This window comes from Lentzea sp. NBRC 102530, assembly GCF_030269365.1.
Taxonomy (GTDB): Bacteria; Actinomycetota; Actinomycetes; order Mycobacteriales; family Pseudonocardiaceae; genus Lentzea.
Genome location: NZ_BSTF01000020.1, coordinates 125,320 through 144,820, shown reverse-complemented (window position 1 = coordinate 144,820; position 19,501 = coordinate 125,320). Strand labels below are relative to the sequence as shown.

The window sequence follows — 19,501 nt, the reverse complement described above, 5'->3', positions numbered from 1 at the left end:
ACCCACACCCGCCCCGCCCACACCAACGTCCCCCTCGACAGGGCTGCACGCCGGCCACAGGCCGCTCGACACCACCGCTCGCCGACCACTGCTCTCCGGCACACACGCGGTTCCCGACAGAAATCCACCATCGGCCCCGCCTCCACGCCGACCTGCTTCCGCACCTATCCGTCTGCCCCGCTCTGCCTGCCCTGCCTGCCCTGCCTGGCCTGCCTGGCCTGCTCTGCCCCGCCCTGCTCTGCCCCGCCCTGCCCTACCCCGCCCTGCCCTGCCCCGCCCTGCCCTGCCTGCCCTGCCTGGCCTGCTCTGCCCCGCCCTGCCCTGCTCTGCCCCGCCCTGCCCTGCCCCGCCCTGCCCTGCCTGCCCTGCCTGGCCTGCTCTGCCCCGCCCTGCCCTGCCCCGCCCTGCCCTGCCTGGCCTGCCTGGCCTTGCCTGGCCGCGAAGCCGGCCCCGCACCCAGCCTGTCCTGCCGGGCGTGCTTGCCCCGCGTACCGACGCAGCCCGCCTCACCGCCAACCCACCCACCGCCAACCCGCCAGCCCCCAGCCCACCTGGGCTTGAGCGAGCGTCCGCCCGATTCCCGGCCTCGCTGTTCGCCGCTTGCCCGGTTCCGACAGCTCCGCCGATCTTCCGATCGGCCACCTCCCCGACGTCGGCGAACTGGGCTGCGGTGAGGCACAGCGATTCACCCGGCAAACCTCGGCTGCTCCATCTGCCGGGCGTTACCCCCGCAGTCGGCCCAGGTCGGCGGAGTTCGCCCGGCTCGCGGGTCTGGCGAGTGGCGGAATGCCCGAGCGGGCACGGGGCGTGCTTGGAGCAGACCCAACGGCCACCCGTTCGAGTGAATTTGGCCCGGCGAAGGGCGGAAAGGGGGTTCAAGCCCGATTTGTGAAGGCTGCGCGGCCCTGCTGGTGCACGCGTCCGGCAGCCCGGCTGGTGCCAGGCTGCTGGGGAGTGTGCGGTGCGGCTGGGGGTGAGCGATGCGGCTCGGTCAGGCCTCGGACTGCTCGTTGAGCTTCGTGCGCAGGCGCAGGACCGCGCGGGTGTGGAGCTGGCAGACACGCGACTCGGTGACGCCCAGGACCTTGCCGATCTCGGCGAGGGTCAGGTTCTCGAAGTAGTAGAGGGTGACGACCACCCGGTCGCGTTCCGCGAGCTGGGCGATCGCATCGGCCAGCTGGCGGCGGCTGTCCTGGTCGACGAGGCTCGCCACCGGGTCTTCCGCGGCGTCGTCGGGCAGCGACTCGGCCAGGGAGGAGCCGCCCTTGTTCGGGGCGATGAGCTCGTCCAGGGCCACGACGCTGGTGAGCTGGAGCTGGCCGTAGAGCTCGCGGAGTTCGGCCAGGCCGATCTTGAGCTCTGCGGCGAGCTCACGGTCGGTGGGTGTGCGCTGCAGCTTCGCGCCGAGGCGTTCGAGGGCTCGTTCGACGTCGCGGGCCCGGCTGCGGACCGAGCGCGGCACCCAGTCCTGGGAGCGGAGGTCGTCGAGGATCGCGCCGCGGATGCGCTGCATGGCGTAGGTCTCGAACTTGAGACCGCGTTCCGGCTCGAACTTCTCGATGGCGTCGACCAGGCCGAAGATGCCGGACTGAATCAGGTCGGCCACGTCCACGTGGGCGGGCAGACCGGTGCCGACGCGGCCGGCGACGTACTTGACCAGCGGCGCGTAGTGCAGGACCAGGCGGTCTCGCTGGTTCTGGTCGCGTGACTCGCCGTAGCTGCGCCACAGGGCGACGATGCCGGCTTCGACGTCGTCACCGGACCGGACGTCCGCGCGCGTCACCGCAGTCGTCACGGCAGCGGGCGTGCCGTTGACATGCGTGTTGGCACCGGGCTCGGGGGATGCCTCGGTGCGCGGCGCGCCGTTCTGACGGTGCCCGTTGCTCGCCTGCTTCGACACTGGTGCGGGCAGGACGGGTTCAGGGGGCACGGTCGCCGTACGCGATCCTCCCCCTGCGGCGTCAGGAACGGGGGTGGGTTCGGTCATGGATCGCCTTCAGCCGTTCGACAGTGACGTGTGTGTAAAGCTGAGTCGTTGCGAGCGTAGCGTGACCAAGCAGTTCTTGGACGGTGCGCAGGTCCGCTCCTCCTTCCAGCAGATGGGTCGCAGCGGAGTGGCGCAACCCGTGCGGCCCGATGTCCGGCGCGTCCGGTACCACGGCGACCACCTCGTGCACCAGGGTGCGAACGGCACGCTGGTTCAGCCGGCCGCCGCGGGCACCGAGGAACAGCGCCGGTGGCGAATCCGGTGCTACCAGGGCGTTTCGCCCCTCGTCCACCCACCGTCGCAGCGCTCGCTCAGCGGGCACGCCGAACGGCGTGCTGCGCTCGCGTCCACCTTTGCCCAGAACTCGAATCACCCTTAGGGAGTAGTCCACGTCCTCGAGGTCAAGACCACAGAGTTCGGCCACGCGGATACCTGTGGCGTACAGCAACTCCACCACGGCCTGATCACGCAGCGCAACCGGATCGCCTTGGGACGCGCCAGAGGATACGGCCCTCATGGCGTCCTTCGCCTGGTCCTCCCGCAACACCGAGGGCAACGTCCGGTGAGGACGCGGGGCAGCGAGCCGAGGCCCCGGATCCGCCGCCAAATGCCCTGCTCGGTGCGCCCACGCCGTAAATGCGCGCGCAGCAGCGGCACGACGCGCGAGAGTCGTGCGACTGGCACCCGCAGTGCGTTGCGCGGCAAGCCATGAGCGCAAATTCGTCAGATCGACGTGTCCGACATCCGCTTGTTCCGGGATATTCCCGGCGACGTGTCCCAGCAACGCGACAGCGTCCCCGATGTAGGCGCGCACCGTGTGCGGCGACAGATCACGCTCCAACATCAGATGCCGTTCGTACTGGCGCAACACGTCTTCCACGTTCGCTGGCAGTTTTTCGCGCAGGCGAACGAGATCGACACGACGTGTCCGACCATGCGGCGGCGAGGACATAGGCCAAGACGCTGCGCCAGTCGGGGCGTTTGGTCAAGTATCGCCACACCCTCGCCCCATTTGAGAGCGCTCTCATGATCGCCAACACGATAACGTTTCAACTCCCTGTGACGAGCACGGGTTTGACGGCACGGACAGATCACCTTTCGGAGTAGCGATGGCAGCGAGCACCACCGTCCGAACAGCCGACGACCTGGCGCGCCGAGTGGTGCGCAAGATCGCCCCGGAGGAGCTGCCGTCGTACGACGTCGTGGCCGCTCCCTACCTGGAGAACCCCAAGCAGGCGGAACGCCGCCTCCGCCAGGCCCACGACGACCCGATCGGCTTCGGCCTGGGAGACGTGGTGGCCATGGCCACGCCGGTGATCGCCCTGGTGTCCGGCAGCGTGATCACCGCCGTCTCCGACAGCATCGGCACGGCCGTCCGCGACGGCATGACCAGCGCCGTCCGCAAGGCCTGGCGCAAGGTCCGCGGCAAGCCCGACGCACCACTGGCCCTGCCACCCACACCGCTCACCACCGCCCAACTGGCCGAGGTGCGCCAGATCGCCCTGGAACGCGCGCTCTCACTGGGCATGAAGCAGCAGAAAGCCCACGCACTGGCCGACGCCGTCATCGCCGCCCTGGTGCTGCGCGACGCCGATCAGGCCGACCCTGACCAGGCCGACTCCGCGCAGGCCGGCGCCGGCCAAGACGACCCGGACGACGACGGCGAACCCAGACGCAAGGCAGGTGGCACGTCCAGATGACGGAGGCGAAGCCGCAGGTCAACTTCAGGGCCTTACCATCCGAGATGATCTTCCTGCTTCTCCTCCTCGCAGTGACGGTGCCGCTCAGCGTCTTCTTCGTCGCAACTGGCTGACGCATCTGGGGACGGCAACGCCACGTTCCGCGCTCGCGACGACCGATCGCCCAGAGCCCCCTCCTGGAGGTGGACAAGGCGGTCGCCGCGCTGGTGCAGGAGGCCGTTCCCTGGCACTACGTGGACGTGCGCCCTGACATACGCCTCCTCGCGCTGCACTCGGTGCCCGGCGAACGCGCCGATCTCGGCGCCGCCCGAGTACCGACCTTCCTGAACTACGCCGTGCCGTCCGCCTGTTTGGCGGCCGGCTGGCTGTTCGCGGTCTTGTGGACCTGGTCGGCCAGGTTGCGCGGCGTCTACCTCGGCTGCCCGACCGAGGAGGCGAAGAACCTGCCGATCTGTCTTTCCTCGACGCCGCAGTCCGACGTGGCGCTGACCGTCACGCGGGACTTCGGCCTCACGTTCCGGTCCGTGCTCGCACCCGTGGTCGCCGCGGCGGCGCTCGTCGTCCCGCGCTTTCTGCACGGCCGTTGACCCGCTCTATCCACATTGGACTTTCAATCACCCCGGTTCCAGCTTCTGCCAGCCCTCGTCGAGGCGGAGGGCCAGGCCGGCGAGTTCCAGCTCGGGCAACAGGGCTCGAACCCGTTCCAGCGGCACGCCCGACTCGACCGACACGACCTCGGCGCTCAGCCCGCACCGCTTGCCCAAGGCCTCGTAGACGCGCATGGCCTCGCCTTGAGGAGCGCCGAGATCGCTGTCCTTCTCGGCGGGCTTGGTGGCGAGGTCGTCGCCGAAGCGTCCGGTCGACTCGACGATCTCGGCGATCGAGGTGACCGACACGGCCCGTCCGTCCCGCAGCAACTCGTGGCAGCCGGCGGAACTCGCCGACGTGACGGGGCCCGGCACCACCATCAGCGGCCGGCCCAGGGCGAGTGTGATCGCCGCGGTGTTCTTGGCCCCGCTGCGCCGCCCGGCCTCCACGACGACGGTGCCGCCGCTGAGGGCGGCGATGAGGCGGTTGCGGGTGAGGAACCGGTGCCGAGCGGGCATGACGCCGGGCGGGTACTCGCTGACGATCAGTCCCTCCAGCGCGATCTTGGCGAGCAAGCCCTGGTGGCCACCGGGATATGCGGTGTCGGCGCCGCACGCCAGCACCGCGATCGTCATGCCGCCGGCGTGGAGTGCGCCGCGGTGGGCCGCGCCGTCGATGCCGTACGCGGCACCGGAAACGACCGTCGTGCCCGTCAGCGCCAGCCCGTAGGCGAACTCGGCGGCGACGTGCTCCCCGTACGCGGTGGAGGCGCGCGAGCCGACCACCGCCACGGCCTTGTCCACCACGTCGGCGAGGAAGTGCGGGCCGCGCACCCACAGGGCCAGGGGCTCGCCGCCGCAACGGCGGGCGGCGATGTTCTCCAGCGCCAGCAACGGCCAGCGGGGCCACTCCTCGTCCTCGGGGACCACCAGGCGGCCGCCCAGTTTGGCAATGGCGGCCAAGTCGGCTTCGGCGCGTTCTTCTGCTCGCCTCGCGGAGGTCTGACTGGCCACGGTGGGCGAAATTTCGCCGGAGCGCACGCGGGCTGCCGCCTCTACCGGACCGACCTTGGCGACGAACGCCGCCAGCGCACCCGGATAGGGCTCGGCCACTCGGGAGAGGTAGGCCCTCGCCAGGCGGACGGTGTCGGAAGCCCTCACCGCAGCCGCTGGAGTCTCGGCCGCTGGAGTCTCAGCCTTCGGGGTCTCAGCCTTCGGGGTCGCGGGTGGGGGCTCGGGCGGCTCGGTGGTGGTCATCGGAACCACCGCCAGGGGAGCCAGCGTTGCCAGGGGTCGGAGCTCCAGGGGTGTGGAGGGCTGGCGCTTGAGGTGCGCTTTCGGACTGTGCAGCACAGGCGGAGAAGTGCGGTTGCGAGCGTCGGGGTGGGGAGGTGGACGGTCATGGTGGCTCCTGAGGTGGGAAGCGGGTCGCCCGCCGGGGACGGACGGGCGACCCGCTCTGGGGCCGGCGCGCGGAGTGGGAGTGGGGTCCACGCGTCGGCTGCTCGGGTGGGCTGAGCGGCTTGGGTGGGGTGACCGGCTTGGGTGGGCTGAGCGGCTCGGATGGGCTGAGCGGCTTGGGTGGGCTGAGCGGATTGGGGGCTACGGAGCCCTTCGTTCTCGGAACTGCAGGGCGGCAGCGACGTGGTCCTGGGTTGGGCGGTCGACTTCTGCCAGGTCGGCAAGGGTCCAGGCGACCCGCAGGCAGCGGTCGGCTCCCCTGCCGGTCAGCGCGCCTATGGCGAGGGCCTTGTCGAGGAGGGCCGTCGTCGTTCTCGGGAGGGCGAACTCCCGTCGTAGGGACGGGCCCGGGACCTGGGAGTTGGAGGGCCAGGTGTGGCCGTGGGAGGACCAGCGGGTGGCCGCTCGTTGCCTGGCTTTGAGGACTCTCGTCCGCACGACTGCTGTAGGTTCTGGCGCTGCGGCTTCGGCGTTGGACATGGCCGTGGTGGCCCTCATGCGGACGCGCAGGTCCACTCGGTCCAGCAGTGGCCCGCTCAGTTTGGCCTGGTAGCGGCGGCGGACTGTGGCGGTGCAGATGCAGTCGATCTCTTTGGGCGGGGCGCAGGGGCAGGGGTTGGTGGCGAGGATCAGCTGGAAGCGGGCCGGGTAGCGGGCTATGCCGTCTCGCCTCGGGATGCGGATTTCGCCGTCTTCCAGGGCGGTGCGGAGGGTGTCGATGGTCTTCTGGCCGAACTCGCAGGCCTCGTCCAGGAAGAGGACGCCCTTGTGAGCCTTGGAGGCGGCGCCTGGTTTGGCCATGCCGCTGCCGCCACCTATCAGGGCGGCTATCGAGGTCGTGTGGTGGACGTTCACGAACGGCGGGGTGGCCACCAAGGGGCAGTCGGAGGACAGCACGCCGGCTACCGAGTGGACCGCGGTCACCGCCAGCGATTCTTGGCGGCTCAGGGGTGGGAGCAGGCCTGGCAGGCGTTCGGCCAGCATGGTCTTACCGGTGCCCGGAGGGCCCGTGAGAAGCAGGTGGTGGGCGCCTGCCGCGGCCACTTCCAGGGCCCAGCGGGCTTCTGGTTGGCCCACGACGTCGGCCAGGTCCGGGGTCGGTGGCGTCGGCGACTCCGTGGGCGGTGGCGCGGACTGGAGGGTGATGTCGTCGCCCCGCAGCCAGGCCAGCGCCTCGGCGAGGGTGTTGGCGCCGTGCAGGGTCACGCCGTCCACGAGGGCGGCTTCCGGAAGGGTGTCCACCGGGACGATCGCCTCGTGCAGGCCGGCTCTGCGGGCGGCCAGGAGGGCCGGGAGCACGCCTCTGATGGGGCGGAGGCGGCCGTCCAGGGCCAGTTCGCCCAGCATGACCGTGGTGGAGAGGCGGTCCGCGGGGACCTTGCCCGCGGCGGCGAGGGTGGCGCAGGCGATGGCGAGGTCGTAGCTGCTGCCGCCCTTGGGGAGGTTGGCCGGGGAGAGGCCCAGGACGATCCGTTGCTGGGGCCACTCCTCGTCGCTGTTGCGGACGGCCGCTTTGACGCGTTCCTTGGACTCGTGCAGGGCCGCGTCAGGGAGGCCCAGGAGGTGGGTCCGGGGTTGGCCCGCTCCCACGTCGGCCTCGATCTCGACCGCTATGCCGTCCACGCCGTAGAGGGCCACCGACCAGACCCGCGCCAGGCCCATCTCAGGCTCCCCGCAGGTGTTGCAGGGTGGGTTCGCCGTGGGCGGGCCAGGTGATGGAGATCAGGTCCACGCGGACCTCGCACCAGCCGACGTGGTGGGCGGCGAGCCAGCGGAGTGCGGTGCGGCGCAGGCGGGAGAGCTTGCGCTGGTCGACGGCCTCGTCGGGGCGACCCCAGCGCGGGGTGGTTCTGGTCTTGACCTCGCAGACGACCAGGCGGCCGTCCTCCACGGCCACCACGTCGAGTTCGCCGTCGCGGCAGGACCAGTTGCGGGACAGGACGACCAGGCCCTGGCCTTCCAGGTACCTGCACGCCAGGTCCTCGCCCTCCCTGCCCTTCTGCTGCTGCCTGGTCTCGGTCAGTGCCACCGTGCTCGCCTCCCTGCGGGTCGTTGGGAACGACAGTGCAGGGCTGGGAGGGGTGCGCGGTGGGGCTGCCGGGAATCTGTGGACAACTCGGCGGCTGTGGACAAGTCGGCCGTTGTGGATGTTGGGACGGCGGAATCGTCAGTGGGGTGTGGTAGGGCGACTGGCGGGGCGGGGCACGGCGGGGCACGGCGGGGCACGGCGGGGCACGGCGGGGCGCGGCGGGGGCACGGCGGGGGCACGGCGGGGGCACGGCGGGGGCACGGCGAGGGCACGGCGAGGCGGCGAGATGGGCAGGACGGATGGACGACGCCGGGAGGGGCAGGGTGAGGTGAAGTAAGGCGTGACGCGGCGAGCAGGCGCGGCCAGGAAGGTGCGGCGGGCGAGTGGCCAGCAGGGCGGGGCGGGTGTGCCTCCAGCCGGTGCGACCAGGCAGGCCGGTGCGACCAGGCAGGCGGGTGCCGGCAAGGAGGCGCGGCCGTGTGCGGACAGGACGACGCGGTGGGCTGGTGTGCAGGCGTGTGGCTCGCGGTGGCGGGAGTTGTGGGCCGGGCATGGCGCCGCCCTCGCGCCCGCGTGCTGGGCACGGGGTGCGAGGGCGGGGGTGAGTTCTTCTAGCTGGGGAACGGGCCGCTTTCCGGCAGGCGGAGATCCGGCTTGTCCAGCTCCTCCACGTTCACGTCCTTGAACGTGATGACACGAACGTTCTTGACGAACCTCGCGGGGCGGTACATGTCCCAAACCCACGCGTCCGACATGCGCACCTCGAAGTACACCTCGCCGTCGGCGTTGCGCACCTGCACGTCCACCGAGTTGGCCAGGTAGAAACGCCGTTCGGTCTCCACGACGAACGAGAACTGGCTGACTATGTCGCGGTACTCCTTGTACAGCGACAGTTCCATCTCGGTCTCGTACTTCTCGAGATCCTCTGCACTCATTACGCCTCCGCGCGGGTCATCTGCTCCGCGCCCTCCCTCGTCGCGAGCTCCCCGGCGTCAGCCGGGGCTGCATCATTCTGGACCACGGCGGTCGCGGTCGTGCCGCGCGCCACCCTGTGCGGCGCGGCGAGACCGTGCTTGACAGCCGCTGCTGCCACATTTACATACGACCAGCGATGCTCTGCACACGGGCCGTGTTCCATCAACGCTGCCGTGTGTTCTGGTGTGCAGTAGCCCTTGTGGACGTTGAAGCCGTACTGCGGGTGTCGGGCGTGCAGGTCGGCCATGATCCGGTCCCTCGTGACCTTGGCCAGCACTGATGCCGCTGCCACGCAGGCTGCTGCCTGGTCGCCTTTCAGCACCGCCACGTTCGGGGCGGGCATGCCCGGCACCTTGAAGCCGTCCGTCAGGACGTAGCCGGGGTGGGTCGCCATCTGGGCCACTGCTCGGCGCATGCCCTCGATGTTCATGACGTGGATGCCGAGCCAGTCGATGTCGGCGGGCGAAACGACCACTATCGAGTGATCCACGGCACGCTTCAGGACCAGGTCGTACATCCGATCGCGTGCTGCTGCCGTCATGAGCTTCGAGTCGTTCAGGCCCTCGAAGCGGGCGGCGTCACCCGGTCGGAGGACGCACGCGGCGATCACGAGCGGGCCTGCGCACGGGCCGCGGCCTGCCTCGTCCACACCGGCCACCGGGCCGAGGCCACGGCGCTCCAGCGTGCTCTGCAGGGCCCAGTTGCCCGACGAGCCCCGCACGACCGCGCGGGGCGGCATCAGCATCGTCATCGGCGGAAGCGGTCTCGCACTCGACGTCCCAGCAGCAGAAGCGGCCACGCACCGACGATACCGAGGCCCAGCGGGGCGCTCTCCTGCCAGCCCGGTGCTCCCATCGAGACGGCCTGCGGGTTGTGGTCCGACACCCCGCCCCACCTCGACGGCGGCAGCACGATCACGCGTGCCTTGCCGATCACGTCGTCCACCGGGACCAGGCCGTTCAGGCCGCCCTGGCCCTGGCAGCGCGAGTCGCACGAGTGGTTGCGGTTGTCGCCGAGCACGAACAGCATGCCGTCGGGGATCTTGAGCTCCTCGAACGACTCCTGCTCGGCCGGCGTGCCCTCGTCGTAGTGCTTGTAGGGCTCGTCGAGCGGTTTGCCGTCCACCGTCACGCGGTTCTGCTCGTCGCAGCACTTCACGGTCTGGCCGCCGACGGCGATCACGCGCTTGACGAAGTCCTCCTCGTTCGCCGAGGGCAGGCCCACCAGCGAACCCAGCCACGACAACGCCTGCGAGACCGGGTTCGTCGGCTCGTCGGAGATGAAGTCGTTCTGCCACGACGGCGGCCCGCGGAACACGATCACGTCGCCCGGCGCCGGATCGGTGAAGCGGAACGTCACCTTGTCCACGAGCACCCGGTCGCCGTAGCAGTCGGTGCACCCGTGCAGCGTCGTCTCCATCGACTCGGACGGGATCATGTAGACCCGGCCGAGGAAGATCTGGATGCCGATCGCGAGGCCGAACGCGACCAGGATGAGGACGGGCAGTTCCTTCCAGAAGTTGCCCTTTTTCTTCTGCTTCTTCCCTGGCTTGTCCGAAGCGTCCGAACCGGGCTCGTCGGCTGGCGGGTTCTGCTCTGGAGCGTCGTCGACCACGAGATCAGCCTAGGGGCTGGGGGTTGTGATCCGACACAACACTCCACCGATCTTTGGGGAAAACGACGTACCGGGCCTTGCCGATGACGTTTTCGACCGGCACCGTGCCCGCTACGCCCCCACCGCCCTGTTTGCGCGAGTCGGTGGAGTTCATCCGGTTGTCCCCCATGACGAACAATCGTCCCTCCGGCACGCGCACCGGGTCGAACGGCTGGTGGTCGGCGGGCGAACTTCCGGCCTGCCAATGCACATAGGGTTCGTCGAGCGGTTTGCCGTCCACAACAACACGGTGCTGCTCGTCGCAACACATCACCGTCTGGCCGGGCAACGCGATGACGCGCTTCACGAAGTCGCGTTCGTTCGCGGGCGCGATGCCCAGCAACGAACCGATGTTCCGCACGAAACCCGCGACGGGATTGGTCGACGGCGGGGTGCGGAAGTCCGTGGTCGTCCACGCCTCGGGACCGCGGAACACGACGACCTCGCCGGGCTCGATGTCACCGAAGCGGTAGACGATCTTGTCGACCAGCACGCGGTCGTTCTCGCAACCGGTGCACCCGTGCAACGTCGCTTCCATCGACGCCGAGGGGATCACGTAGACCCGCGCCACGAACGCCTGGATGAGCACCGTCAGCACGACGGCCGTCACGACGACGTACAGGACTTCTCTCCAAACAGGAGTACGCCCCCGCTCCGGTTCGTCCGGTGCGGAGGCGTCCTCGAAGTCCTCTGGGCTCGAAGCCACCGATCAGGAGACCGGCTTGGCCTCGCGCTTCTCCTTGATCTTGGCGGCCTTGCCGCGCAGGTCGCGGAGGTAGTACAGCTTGGCGCGACGCACGTCACCGCGGGTGACGACCTCGACCTCGGCGATGTTCGGGGAGTGCACCGGGAAGGTGCGCTCGACGCCGACGCCGAACGAGACCTTGCGGACGGTGAAGGTCTCGCGGATGCCGCCGCCCTGGCGACGGATCACGACGCCCTGGAACACCTGGACGCGCTCGCGCGAGCCCTCGATGACGCGGACGTGGACCTTCAGCGTGTCACCGGCGCGGAACGCCGGGATGTCAGAGCGCAGCGACTGGGCGTCGAGTGCGTCCAGGATGTTCATCGGTGTTCCTCACGTGTCTTGAACTCCCCAGAGCATGTTCCATGACTGTGCACGACATGATGGGGGTCGGCTTGTGTGCGCACGCCGACGTCACACCGGCTGCGGCAACTGGTCCAGTGTGCCAGACCAGGCCTTCCGGAATGAAATCGGGTTACTCCCCACCCTCGCGCAGGCGCGTGAGCAGGGCGCGGTCGTGCTTGTCGAAAGCATCCGCGGGCAGCGATTCCAGCAGGTCAGGACGCCGTTCGAAGGTCCGGACGAGGGACTGGTCACGCCGCCAGCGGTCGATCTTCTTGTGGTTGCCGGAGCGCAGCACGTCCGGCACCTCCAGGTCGCGCCACACCAACGGCCGCGTGTAGCTCGGCCCTTCGAGCAGCCCGTCCTGGAACGAGTCCTCGGCGTGCGACTTCGGGTTCCCGAGGACGCCGGGCAGCAGCCGTGCGACCGCTTCCACGATCGCGAGCACCGCCACCTCACCGCCGACGAGCACGTAGTCGCCGATGGACACCTCGTCAACGCGCACGCGCCGACGAGCGTCATCCACCACACGCTGGTCGATACCTTCGTAGCGACCACACGCGAAGACGAGGTGTGACTCGTCCGCGTACTCGTGCGCCAACGCCTGCGTGAACGGACGTCCGGCCGGCGTCGGCACGATGAGACGCGTCTCGTCCGTGCACACGTCATCCAGGGCAGGGCCCCAGATGTCGGCCTTCATGACCATGCCGGGACCGCCGCCGTACGGGCTGTCGTCGACAGCCTTGTGCACGTCCTCGGTCCAGTCGCGCAGGTCGTGCACGCCGACGCTGATCAGCCCGCGGTCGATCGCCTTCCCCAGCAACGCCGCGCGCAACGGCGCGAGGTACTCGGGGAAGATCGTGACGACGTCAATCTGCATCGAGCAGACCCTCTGGCGGATCGATCACGACACGGCCGCCGCGCACGTCCACCGTGGGCACGATCTCACGCACGAACGGGATCAGCGCCTCGCCCTTGTCACGGATGACCACGAGCAGCTCACCGCCCGGCCCGTGCAGGATCTCCTTGACCGTGCCGATCCGCGTGCCGTCGACGAGTTCGGCCGCGAGCCCTTCGAGCTCGTGGTCGTAGAACTCGTCGGGGTCGCCGGTCGGCGGCAGGTCGTCGGTGCTGCCCAGCAACAACGTGCCGCGCAACGCCTCGGCGACGTCACGCGTGACGACTTCCTCGAAACGCACGAGCAGCCGCCCGGCATGAGGCCGGGCGGCTGACACGGTGAGGCTTCGGGACGTGCCGTCACGCAGCTTGGCTTGCATCGTCTTCCCGACCGCGAAACGCAGTTCGGGAGAGTCAGTGCGCACGTCAACGGCGAGTTCGCCGGTGATCCCGTGCGCCTTGGCCACACGGCCGACAACTACGTCCATTGCCCTGGAAACTCTTTTTCAGCGGTCGGTGTCGACGACGTCGACCCGCACGCCACGACCGCCGATGCCGGCCATCACGGTGCGCAGGGCCGTCGCGGTGCGACCACCACGGCCGATCACCTTGCCGAGGTCGTCCGGGTGGACGTGGACCTCGAGGGTGCGGCCGCGGCGGGTCGTGACGAGGTTCACCCGGACGTCGTCCGGGTGGTCGACGATGCCGCGAACGAGGTGTTCGAGGGCGTCAGCCAACAAACTCACGCCTCGTCCTTGGACGCCTCGTCAGCCTTGGGCGCGTCGTCGGCCTTCTTGGCCTTCTTCGCCTTCGGCGTGGTGGCCTCGGTCATCGGCTCCTCGTTCGCGGCGGCGAGCGCGGCGGCGAACAGGTCGGCCTTGGAGGTCTTCGGCTCCTTGACGCGCAGGGTGCCCTCGGCGCCCGGCAGGCCCTTGAACTTCTGCCAGTCACCGGTGATCTCCAGCAGGCGCTGGACGGACTCGGTCGGCTGCGCGCCGACACCCAGCCAGTACTGCGCGCGCTCGGAGTCGACCGCGATGAACGACGGCTCTTCCTTGGGGTGGTACTTGCCGATCGTCTCGATGGCCTTGCCGTCGCGACGGGTGCGCGCGTCGGCGACCACGATGCGGTAGTACGGCTGGCGGATCTTGCCGAGACGCTGAAGCTTGATCTTGACGGCCATTGGCCTGGTACTCCTCGAGAGCTCTGTGTTGATGGTTCGCACGGCCGTGGCCCGGGCAGAGGGGCCGACCACGACGGACAGCGGGCAATTGTGCCAGATGGGGACCGGTGGATCCGAATCGGGTCCTACGCGAACGGCGTGACGTCCCCGAGCGCTTCCCGCACCGCACGCGCGTGTGCGACGGCTCCTGGCGTGTCGCCGTGCACGCACAACGACTCGGCTTGCGTCTTGAGCACCGTGCCGTCGACCGCGACGATCTCACCGTCGAGCAGCCGGCGGGCGCGTTCGACGACGGCGGCGCTGTCGGTGAGCAACGCACCGGGCCGGCTGCGTGGCACCAGCGTGCCCTCGGGCGTGTAGCCGCGGTCCGCGAACGCCTCCTGGACGCCGCGCAGGCCCGCCGCCTCGGCCTTCTCCAGCAACTGGGAGCCGGGCAGGCCGAGGATCGGCAGGTCCTTGAACGCCCGCACGCCGTTCACGACGGCCTGGGCTTGCGCAACGTGATGCACCGTGGCGTTGTAAAGCGCGCCGTGCGGCTTCACGTACACGACCTCGGTACCTGCTGCTCGTGCGCACGCATCGAGCGCGCCGATCTGATAGAGCACCTCGTCGGCCAGTTCCACGGGGTCCGCGTCGATGAACCGGCGGCCGAACCCGGCGAGGTCGCGGTACGAGACCTGCGCACCGATGCGGACACCGTTGCGTGCGGCCTCCTCACACACACGACGCATCGTGGACGGATCGCCGGCGTGGAACCCGCACGCGACGTTCGCGCTGCTGATGACGCCCAGCAACGCGGTGTCGTCGCCGAGCTGCCAGATGCCGAAGCCCTCGCCGAGATCGCTGTTCAGGTCCATCAGAGGACACCGACCGAGAGCAGCAGCAGGGACAGGCCGGGCAGGAAGTTGTTCAGCACGTGCGCCACGATGCTCGCCCCGAGGCTGCGGGTGATCAGCCGGGCCACGCCGATCGGGATGGCGATGACCAGCAGCAGCCAGGTGCGCTGCGGTTCGAGGTGGCTGACCGCGAAGATCACCGTGGTCAGCACGAACGCCGCCCACCGGCTCCAGCCCTGGCGTTCGACCGCGCCCCAGAGCAGACCGCGGAAGATGATCTCCTCGCAGATCGGCCCGATGAAGCTCATGTAGACGAACATCGTGATGGCCGCGGCCAGCGGGAGGTTCGCCTGGTTGAAGAGCTCGCCGATGGCGCTCGTGGCGTTGTCCTTGCCGACGATCGTCCCCCACAGCCACGCGGCGAAGTAGGTGAAGACCAGGCCGATGACACCGATCTTGAGGCCGAAGACCACGTCCGCCTTGGTCAGGCTGAGCCGCAGGTCGATCACCGGGCCGTTGCCGCGCACGTACGTGATCACGATGGCGAGCCCGGCCGCGAGCATGATCGGCACCAGCGAGCCGACCAGCACCAGCGTCGGCGACGACTCGAGCGTCGCGCCGAAACTCGAGCCCACCGCCGTGATGAACACGGCGCTCAGGATGAAGACGGCCTCGACCAGCAGGAACGCTCCGAACCCCCAGCGCTGGCCCACCCGCTCGGGCTCCGGGTTGCGGCGGATGTCCCGCAACGTCTCGATGAAACCGTTCCTCGGCTTCACGGCTTCCGGCTCACTCACACTCTGCAATTTAGTCACGCCACGTCCGCCGGCGGAGCAACAGCACTCTCATGATCAGCCACCTCGCGCTCGACGCCGCCGGCCCCAGATCCGAGGTTACTGTGCGGCACGGGCGGATTCCGGTCCAACCACCTGGTCAATAAATGGTCAGATCGAGTCTCCACCGGATGTCCTGGTTCCTGGTGGTTGGATCGGCGTGCGGACGCTGCTGCTAAACCCCTCGGCGCAGCGCCGTCTCCTCCGCCATGTGCGTGAGCTTGGCCGGGTTGCGCACCGCGTACAGGCCGCTGATCAGGCCGTCCTCCATCCGCATGGCGACCACCGTGTCGAGTTCGCCGCCGAACCGGACGACCAGCGCCGGGTAGCCGTTGACCTGCGCGGGTTCCATCGTCCAGCCGCTGAACTTGAGCAGTCCGCCGACCAGCAGCCGGGCCACCTTCGAGGCACCGACGATCGGCCGCGGCACCGCCTGCTTCACGCCGCCGCCGTCGCCGAGCAGCACGACGTCGGGCGCCAGCAGGTCCAGCAACGCCTGGAGATCACCCGTTTCGGTGGCGCGCTGGAACGCGGCCATCGCCTCGCGCGACTGCTGTTGCGTCACGACCTCGCGCGGACGGCGGGCGGCCACGTGCGAGCGTGCTCGGTGAGCGATCTGGCGGACGGCGGCGGCGTTCTTGTCCACCGCGGACGCGATCTCGTCGTACTCCAGCCCGAACACCTCGCGCAGCACGAACACCGCGCGCTCGGTCGGCGTGAGCGTCTCCAGGACCAGCATCATCGCCATCGACACGCTGTCCGCGAGTTCGACGTCCTCGGCGACGTCCGGCGTGGTCAGCAACGGCTCCGGCAGCCACGACCCGACGTAGGACTCCTTGCGCCGGCCGAGCGTGCGCAGCCGTCCGAGCGCCTGCCGCGTCACGATCCGCACCAGGTACGCGCGGTGGTTCTCCACGTCCGCGTGCTCGACGCCGGACCAGCGCAGCCACGTCTCCTGCAGCACGTCCTCGGCGTCCGCGGCCGAGCCGAGCATCTCGTAGGCGATCGTGAAGAGCAGGTTGCGGTGGCTGACGAACGCGTCGGTGGCGACATCCATGGCCACAAGACACCACTACGCGCGCGTTTGTGACAGTGGCCCGGATCACAGTCACAGGATTCGGGGCTCCGGCATCTCGTGGTCGCAACGCCAACGAGGGAGGAACCCCGAATGGAACCGCGCATCAACATCTTCGCCACCCAGACCGGCGCCAAGCTCGCGAAGCGCTTCGCGGGACTCAACGGCGTGCTGCACGAGTCGACGCTGCCGAAGAGCGTGATCGAACTGGTCAGCCTGCGCGCCAGCCAGATCAACGGCTGCGGCCTCTGCCTCGACATGCACGTCAAGGAGGCCATCGCGAACGGCGAGGACCCGCTGCGCCTGCACCTGGTGGCCGGGTGGCGCGAGACGACGGTCTTCACCGACGCCGAACGGGCCGCGCTCGCGCTCACCGAGGAGGGCACGCTGCTCACGCCTCAGGGCACCAGCGACGAGACCTGGGAGGCGGTGCGCAAGCACTTCGACGACGAGGAGACCGTCGCCCTGGTCTGCCTGATCGGGCTGATCAACGCCGCGAACCGGCTGAACGTGATCACCCGGCAGAAGGGCGGGAACTACGAGGTCGGGGCCTTCGCCCAGCACCACTAGTGGATGCGGCCCCTGAGCATGACCATGCGCGGCGAGCGGAGGACCTCGAGGTTCTCCCGCGGATCCTCGTCGTACACGACGATGTCCGCCGCCGCGCCCTCGGTCAGCGACGGGAACCCGAGCCACTCCCGGGCGTTCCACGACGCCGCACCGATGGCGTCGACCGCGCTCATCCCCACTCCGCGCAGCGCGACGATCTCGTCGACGATGCGCCCGTGCCGGATGCCACCACCGGCGTCGGTACCGGCGTAGACGGGGATCCCGGCCTCGACAGCGGACGCCACCGTGCGCGACACACGGGCGTGCAGGTCACGCATGTGGTTCGCGTACCTGGGGTACTTGCCGGCCTTCTCGGCGATGCCGGGGAACGTCTCGATGTTGATCAGCGTGGGCACCAGGGCGGTGCCACGGGCGGCCATCAGCGCGATGGTGTCGTCGGTGAGGCCGGTGCCGTGCTCGATGCAGTCGATGCCCGCGTTGATCAGGCCGGGCAGCGCGTCCTCACCGAAGACGTGCGCGGTGACCTTGGCGCCGGCGTCGTGGGCGACCTTGATGGCCTGGGCCAGCTCGTCGTCCGTCCACAGCGGGGCGAGGTCGCCCTCGCCGCGGTCGATCCAGTCGCCGACGAGCTTCACCCAGCCGTCGCCGTCCGCGGCCTGTTCGGCCACGGCGGTCGCCAGGTCGGTCTCCACCTCGACGCTGATGCCCGGGATGTAGCGCTTGGGCTTCGAGATGTGCTTGCCCGCGCGGACGATGCGAGGCAGGTCGAGGCGTTCCTGCAGCGGGCGGGTGTCGATCGGGGAGCCGCAGTCGCGGATCAGCAACGTGCCCGCGTCGCGGTCGGTGATCGCCTGCTCGACGGCCTCGGGCAGCTCCACGCCGCCCTGCGGGCCCAGGCCGACGTGGCAGTGCGCGTCGACCAGGCCCGGCACGAGGTAGCCGCCGTCCACGACGGTCTGCGCGTTCGGCACCGGCTGGGTGCGGACGCGGCCGTTGACGACCCACAGGTCCCGCGGCTCGCCCTCGGGCAGGACGACGCCGCGCAGGTGCATGGTCACTTCTTCTTGTCGTCCCCGTCGAACTTGAACTTCGACGGGTCGAAGCCGGGCGGGAGCTCGTTCATGCCACCGCCGAGACCGGGGATGTTCGGCATTCCGCCGGGGGGCATGCCGGGCATGCCGCCGGGGAACATGCCGGGCGGGAAGCCGCCCTTCATCTTCGGGGGCGTCGGACCGCGTCCGCCCTTGCCCTTCTTCCCCTTCTTGCCCTTGCGCGACTTGCTGCCGCCACCGCCGCCGAAGCCCATCCGGCCGGCCATCGACGCCATCATCTTGCGGGCCTCGAAGAAGCGGGTGACCAGGTCGTTGACGTCGCTGACCTTGACGCCCGAGCCGTTCGCGATGCGCAGGCGGCGGGAGCCGTTGATGATCTTGGGGTCGTCGCGCTCGGCCGGGGTCATGCCGCGGATGATCGCCTGGATGCGGTCGAGGTGCTTCTCGTCCAGCATGCCGAGCTGGTCCTTCATCTGACCGGCGCCGGGCAGCATGCCGAGCAGGTTCGCGATGGGGCCCATCTTGCGGATCGCGAGCATCTGCTCGAGGAAGTCCTCCAGCGTCAGCTGGCCGGTGTGCAGCTTCGCGGCGGCCTTCTCGGCCTGCTCCTGGTCGAAGTGCTGCTCGGCCTGCTCGATGAGCGTGAGGACGTCACCCATGCCGAGGATGCGCGAGGCCATCCGGTCGGGGTGGAAGACGTCGAAGTCCTCGAGCTTCTCGCCGTTGGACGCGAAGAGGATCGGCTGGCCGGTGACCTCGCGGACCGACAGCGCCGCACCACCGCGGGCGTCGCCGTCGAGCTTCGTGAGCACGACACCGGTGAAGCCGACGCCGTCGCGGAACGCCGTGGCGGTGTTGATCGCGTCCTGACCGACCATGGCGTCGACCACGAACAGGATCTCGTCCGGGTTCACCGCGGCCCGGATGTCGATGGCCTGCTGCATCATCTCCTCGTCGACACCGAGCCGGCCGGCCGTGTCGACGAGGACGATGTCGTGCTGCTTGGCCTTGGCCTCCGCGATGCCGAGGCGCGAGACCTCGACGGGGTTGCCGACGCCGTTGCCGGGCTCGGGGGCGAACACGGGCACGCCCGCGCGCTCACCGACGACCTGGAGCTGCGTGACGGCGTTCGGGCGCTGCAGGTCGGCCGCGACGAGCAGCGGGGTGTGGCCCTGGCCCTTGAGCCACTTGGCCAGCTTGCCCGCGAGCGTCGTCTTACCGGCACCCTGCAGACCCGCCAGCATGATCACCGAGGGCGGGTTCTTGGCCAGGTTCAGCCGGCGCGTTTCGCCGCCGAGGACGTTGACGAGCTCCTCGTTGACGATCTTCACGACCTGCTGCGCCGGGTTCAGCGCCTGGTGGACCTCGGAACCCTTGGCCCGTTCCTTCACCTTCGCGATGAAGTTGCGGACGACGGGCAGCGCGACGTCGGCCTCGAGCAGGGCGACCCTGATCTCGCGGGCGGTCGCGTCGATGTCGGCGTCGCTGAGCCTGCCCTTGCCGCGAAGGCCCTGCAGAACCGTGGTCAGCCGGTCGGAAAGCGTGGAGAACACGTCGTCCAGACTAGCCGTTCACG

Annotated in this window: 22 protein-coding genes; 3 read left to right on the top strand and 19 right to left on the bottom strand. The window is 69.6% G+C overall.

Features of this window, described 5'->3' with window-relative positions; all coding sequences use genetic code 11:
* Positions 1 to 991 precede the first annotated feature (991 nt).
* Entirely contained in the window at positions 992 to 1,795 is an 804-nt protein-coding gene (locus QSK25_RS38830; protein WP_502881942.1) for a FliA/WhiG family RNA polymerase sigma factor, read from the bottom strand.
* 166 nt (positions 1,796 to 1,961) lie between these two features.
* Positions 1,962 to 2,939, bottom strand: coding sequence for a tyrosine recombinase XerC (locus QSK25_RS38825; RefSeq protein ID WP_285645897.1), 978 nt, complete (start codon positions 2,937 to 2,939; stop codon positions 1,962 to 1,964).
* 157 nt (positions 2,940 to 3,096) lie between these two features.
* On the opposite strand from QSK25_RS38825, the gene QSK25_RS38820 reads away from it, so the two are divergent.
* Together QSK25_RS38820 and QSK25_RS38815 are read left to right on the top strand one after the other, a co-directional pair.
* Positions 3,097 to 3,687, top strand: coding sequence for a hypothetical protein (locus QSK25_RS38820; RefSeq protein ID WP_285645896.1), 591 nt, complete (start codon positions 3,097 to 3,099; stop codon positions 3,685 to 3,687).
* A gap of 182 nt (positions 3,688 to 3,869) precedes the next feature.
* Positions 3,870 to 4,274: a hypothetical protein gene (locus tag QSK25_RS38815; RefSeq protein ID WP_285645894.1), complete on the top strand. Its 405-nt coding sequence runs from the start codon at positions 3,870 to 3,872 to the stop codon at positions 4,272 to 4,274.
* A 27-nt stretch (positions 4,275 to 4,301) separates the two neighbouring features.
* On the opposite strand, the gene dprA is transcribed toward QSK25_RS38815, so the two are convergent.
* The 15 genes from dprA to QSK25_RS38740 all read right to left on the bottom strand — a co-directional run bounded on the left by dprA (position 4,302) and on the right by QSK25_RS38740 (position 16,285).
* A complete protein-coding gene (dprA, locus tag QSK25_RS38810) occupies positions 4,302 to 5,531 on the bottom strand; it encodes a DNA-processing protein DprA (RefSeq protein WP_285645892.1) in 1,230 nt (409 codons plus the stop codon).
* A gap of 345 nt (positions 5,532 to 5,876) precedes the next feature.
* The gene (locus QSK25_RS38805; RefSeq protein WP_285645890.1) at positions 5,877 to 7,397 is read right to left on the bottom strand and encodes a YifB family Mg chelatase-like AAA ATPase; all 1,521 of its coding nucleotides are present in this window, start codon (positions 7,395 to 7,397) and stop codon (positions 5,877 to 5,879) included.
* A gap of 1 nt (position 7,398) precedes the next feature.
* Entirely contained in the window at positions 7,399 to 7,764 is a 366-nt protein-coding gene (locus QSK25_RS38800) for a YraN family protein (protein ID WP_285645889.1), read from the bottom strand.
* A 611-nt stretch (positions 7,765 to 8,375) separates the two neighbouring features.
* A complete protein-coding gene (locus QSK25_RS38795) occupies positions 8,376 to 8,699 on the bottom strand; it encodes a DUF2469 domain-containing protein (RefSeq protein WP_030479657.1) in 324 nt (107 codons plus the stop codon).
* A complete protein-coding gene (locus tag QSK25_RS38790) occupies positions 8,699 to 9,490 on the bottom strand; it encodes a ribonuclease HII (protein WP_285645888.1) in 792 nt (263 codons plus the stop codon). The genes QSK25_RS38795 and QSK25_RS38790 overlap by 1 nt, the downstream gene beginning before the upstream one ends.
* Positions 9,487 to 10,353 (bottom strand): signal peptidase I, encoded by an 867-nt coding sequence (gene lepB, locus QSK25_RS38785; RefSeq protein WP_285645887.1) that lies wholly within the window; start codon positions 10,351 to 10,353, stop codon positions 9,487 to 9,489. Before lepB (QSK25_RS38785) ends, QSK25_RS38790 begins: the two co-directional genes overlap by 4 nt.
* 4 nt (positions 10,354 to 10,357) lie before the next feature.
* Positions 10,358 to 11,098: a signal peptidase I gene (gene lepB / locus QSK25_RS38780; RefSeq protein WP_285645885.1), complete on the bottom strand. Its 741-nt coding sequence runs from the start codon at positions 11,096 to 11,098 to the stop codon at positions 10,358 to 10,360.
* Between the two features lie 3 nt (positions 11,099 to 11,101).
* On the bottom strand, positions 11,102 to 11,461 hold the full coding sequence (gene rplS / locus QSK25_RS38775; RefSeq protein WP_285645881.1) for a 50S ribosomal protein L19: 360 nt from the start codon (positions 11,459 to 11,461) through the stop codon (positions 11,102 to 11,104).
* A gap of 151 nt (positions 11,462 to 11,612) precedes the next feature.
* The gene (gene trmD, locus QSK25_RS38770) at positions 11,613 to 12,359 is read right to left on the bottom strand and encodes a tRNA (guanosine(37)-N1)-methyltransferase TrmD (RefSeq protein ID WP_285645880.1); all 747 of its coding nucleotides are present in this window, start codon (positions 12,357 to 12,359) and stop codon (positions 11,613 to 11,615) included.
* Positions 12,349 to 12,864 carry a ribosome maturation factor RimM gene (gene rimM, locus QSK25_RS38765; protein WP_285645879.1) on the bottom strand — a complete coding sequence of 172 codons (516 nt, stop codon included), beginning with the start codon at positions 12,862 to 12,864 and terminating at the stop codon, positions 12,349 to 12,351. The genes trmD and rimM overlap by 11 nt, the downstream gene beginning before the upstream one ends.
* 18 nt (positions 12,865 to 12,882) lie before the next feature.
* Positions 12,883 to 13,122, bottom strand: a complete 240-nt coding sequence (locus QSK25_RS38760; protein ID WP_030468017.1) for an RNA-binding protein — start codon at positions 13,120 to 13,122, stop codon at positions 12,883 to 12,885.
* Complete coding sequence (rpsP, locus tag QSK25_RS38755; protein WP_285645875.1) at positions 13,119 to 13,559, bottom strand: 30S ribosomal protein S16; 441 nt, start codon at positions 13,557 to 13,559, stop codon at positions 13,119 to 13,121. Before rpsP ends, QSK25_RS38760 begins: the two co-directional genes overlap by 4 nt.
* A 125-nt stretch (positions 13,560 to 13,684) precedes the next feature.
* The gene (locus tag QSK25_RS38750; RefSeq protein ID WP_285645873.1) at positions 13,685 to 14,416 is read right to left on the bottom strand and encodes a LamB/YcsF family protein; all 732 of its coding nucleotides are present in this window, start codon (positions 14,414 to 14,416) and stop codon (positions 13,685 to 13,687) included.
* The gene (locus QSK25_RS38745; protein ID WP_285645871.1) at positions 14,416 to 15,192 is read right to left on the bottom strand and encodes a type II CAAX endopeptidase family protein; all 777 of its coding nucleotides are present in this window, start codon (positions 15,190 to 15,192) and stop codon (positions 14,416 to 14,418) included. The genes QSK25_RS38750 and QSK25_RS38745 overlap by 1 nt, the downstream gene beginning before the upstream one ends.
* 211 nt (positions 15,193 to 15,403) lie before the next feature.
* The gene (locus QSK25_RS38740; RefSeq protein WP_285645870.1) at positions 15,404 to 16,285 is read right to left on the bottom strand and encodes an RNA polymerase sigma-70 factor; all 882 of its coding nucleotides are present in this window, start codon (positions 16,283 to 16,285) and stop codon (positions 15,404 to 15,406) included.
* Positions 16,286 to 16,396: 111 nt separating this feature from the next.
* Here QSK25_RS38740 and QSK25_RS38735 point away from each other — a divergent pair, with 111 nt between their 5' ends.
* Complete coding sequence (locus QSK25_RS38735; protein ID WP_285645869.1) at positions 16,397 to 16,873, top strand: carboxymuconolactone decarboxylase family protein; 477 nt, start codon at positions 16,397 to 16,399, stop codon at positions 16,871 to 16,873.
* On the opposite strand, the gene QSK25_RS38730 is transcribed toward QSK25_RS38735, so the two are convergent.
* Positions 16,870 to 17,925, bottom strand: coding sequence for an amidohydrolase family protein (locus tag QSK25_RS38730; RefSeq protein ID WP_285645915.1), 1,056 nt, complete (start codon positions 17,923 to 17,925; stop codon positions 16,870 to 16,872). The genes QSK25_RS38735 and QSK25_RS38730 overlap by 4 nt on opposite strands.
* 2 nt (positions 17,926 to 17,927) lie before the next feature.
* Positions 17,928 to 19,478 (bottom strand): signal recognition particle protein, encoded by a 1,551-nt coding sequence (gene ffh, locus QSK25_RS38725; RefSeq protein ID WP_285645867.1) that lies wholly within the window; start codon positions 19,476 to 19,478, stop codon positions 17,928 to 17,930.
* Between the last annotated feature and the right edge of the window lie 23 nt (positions 19,479 to 19,501).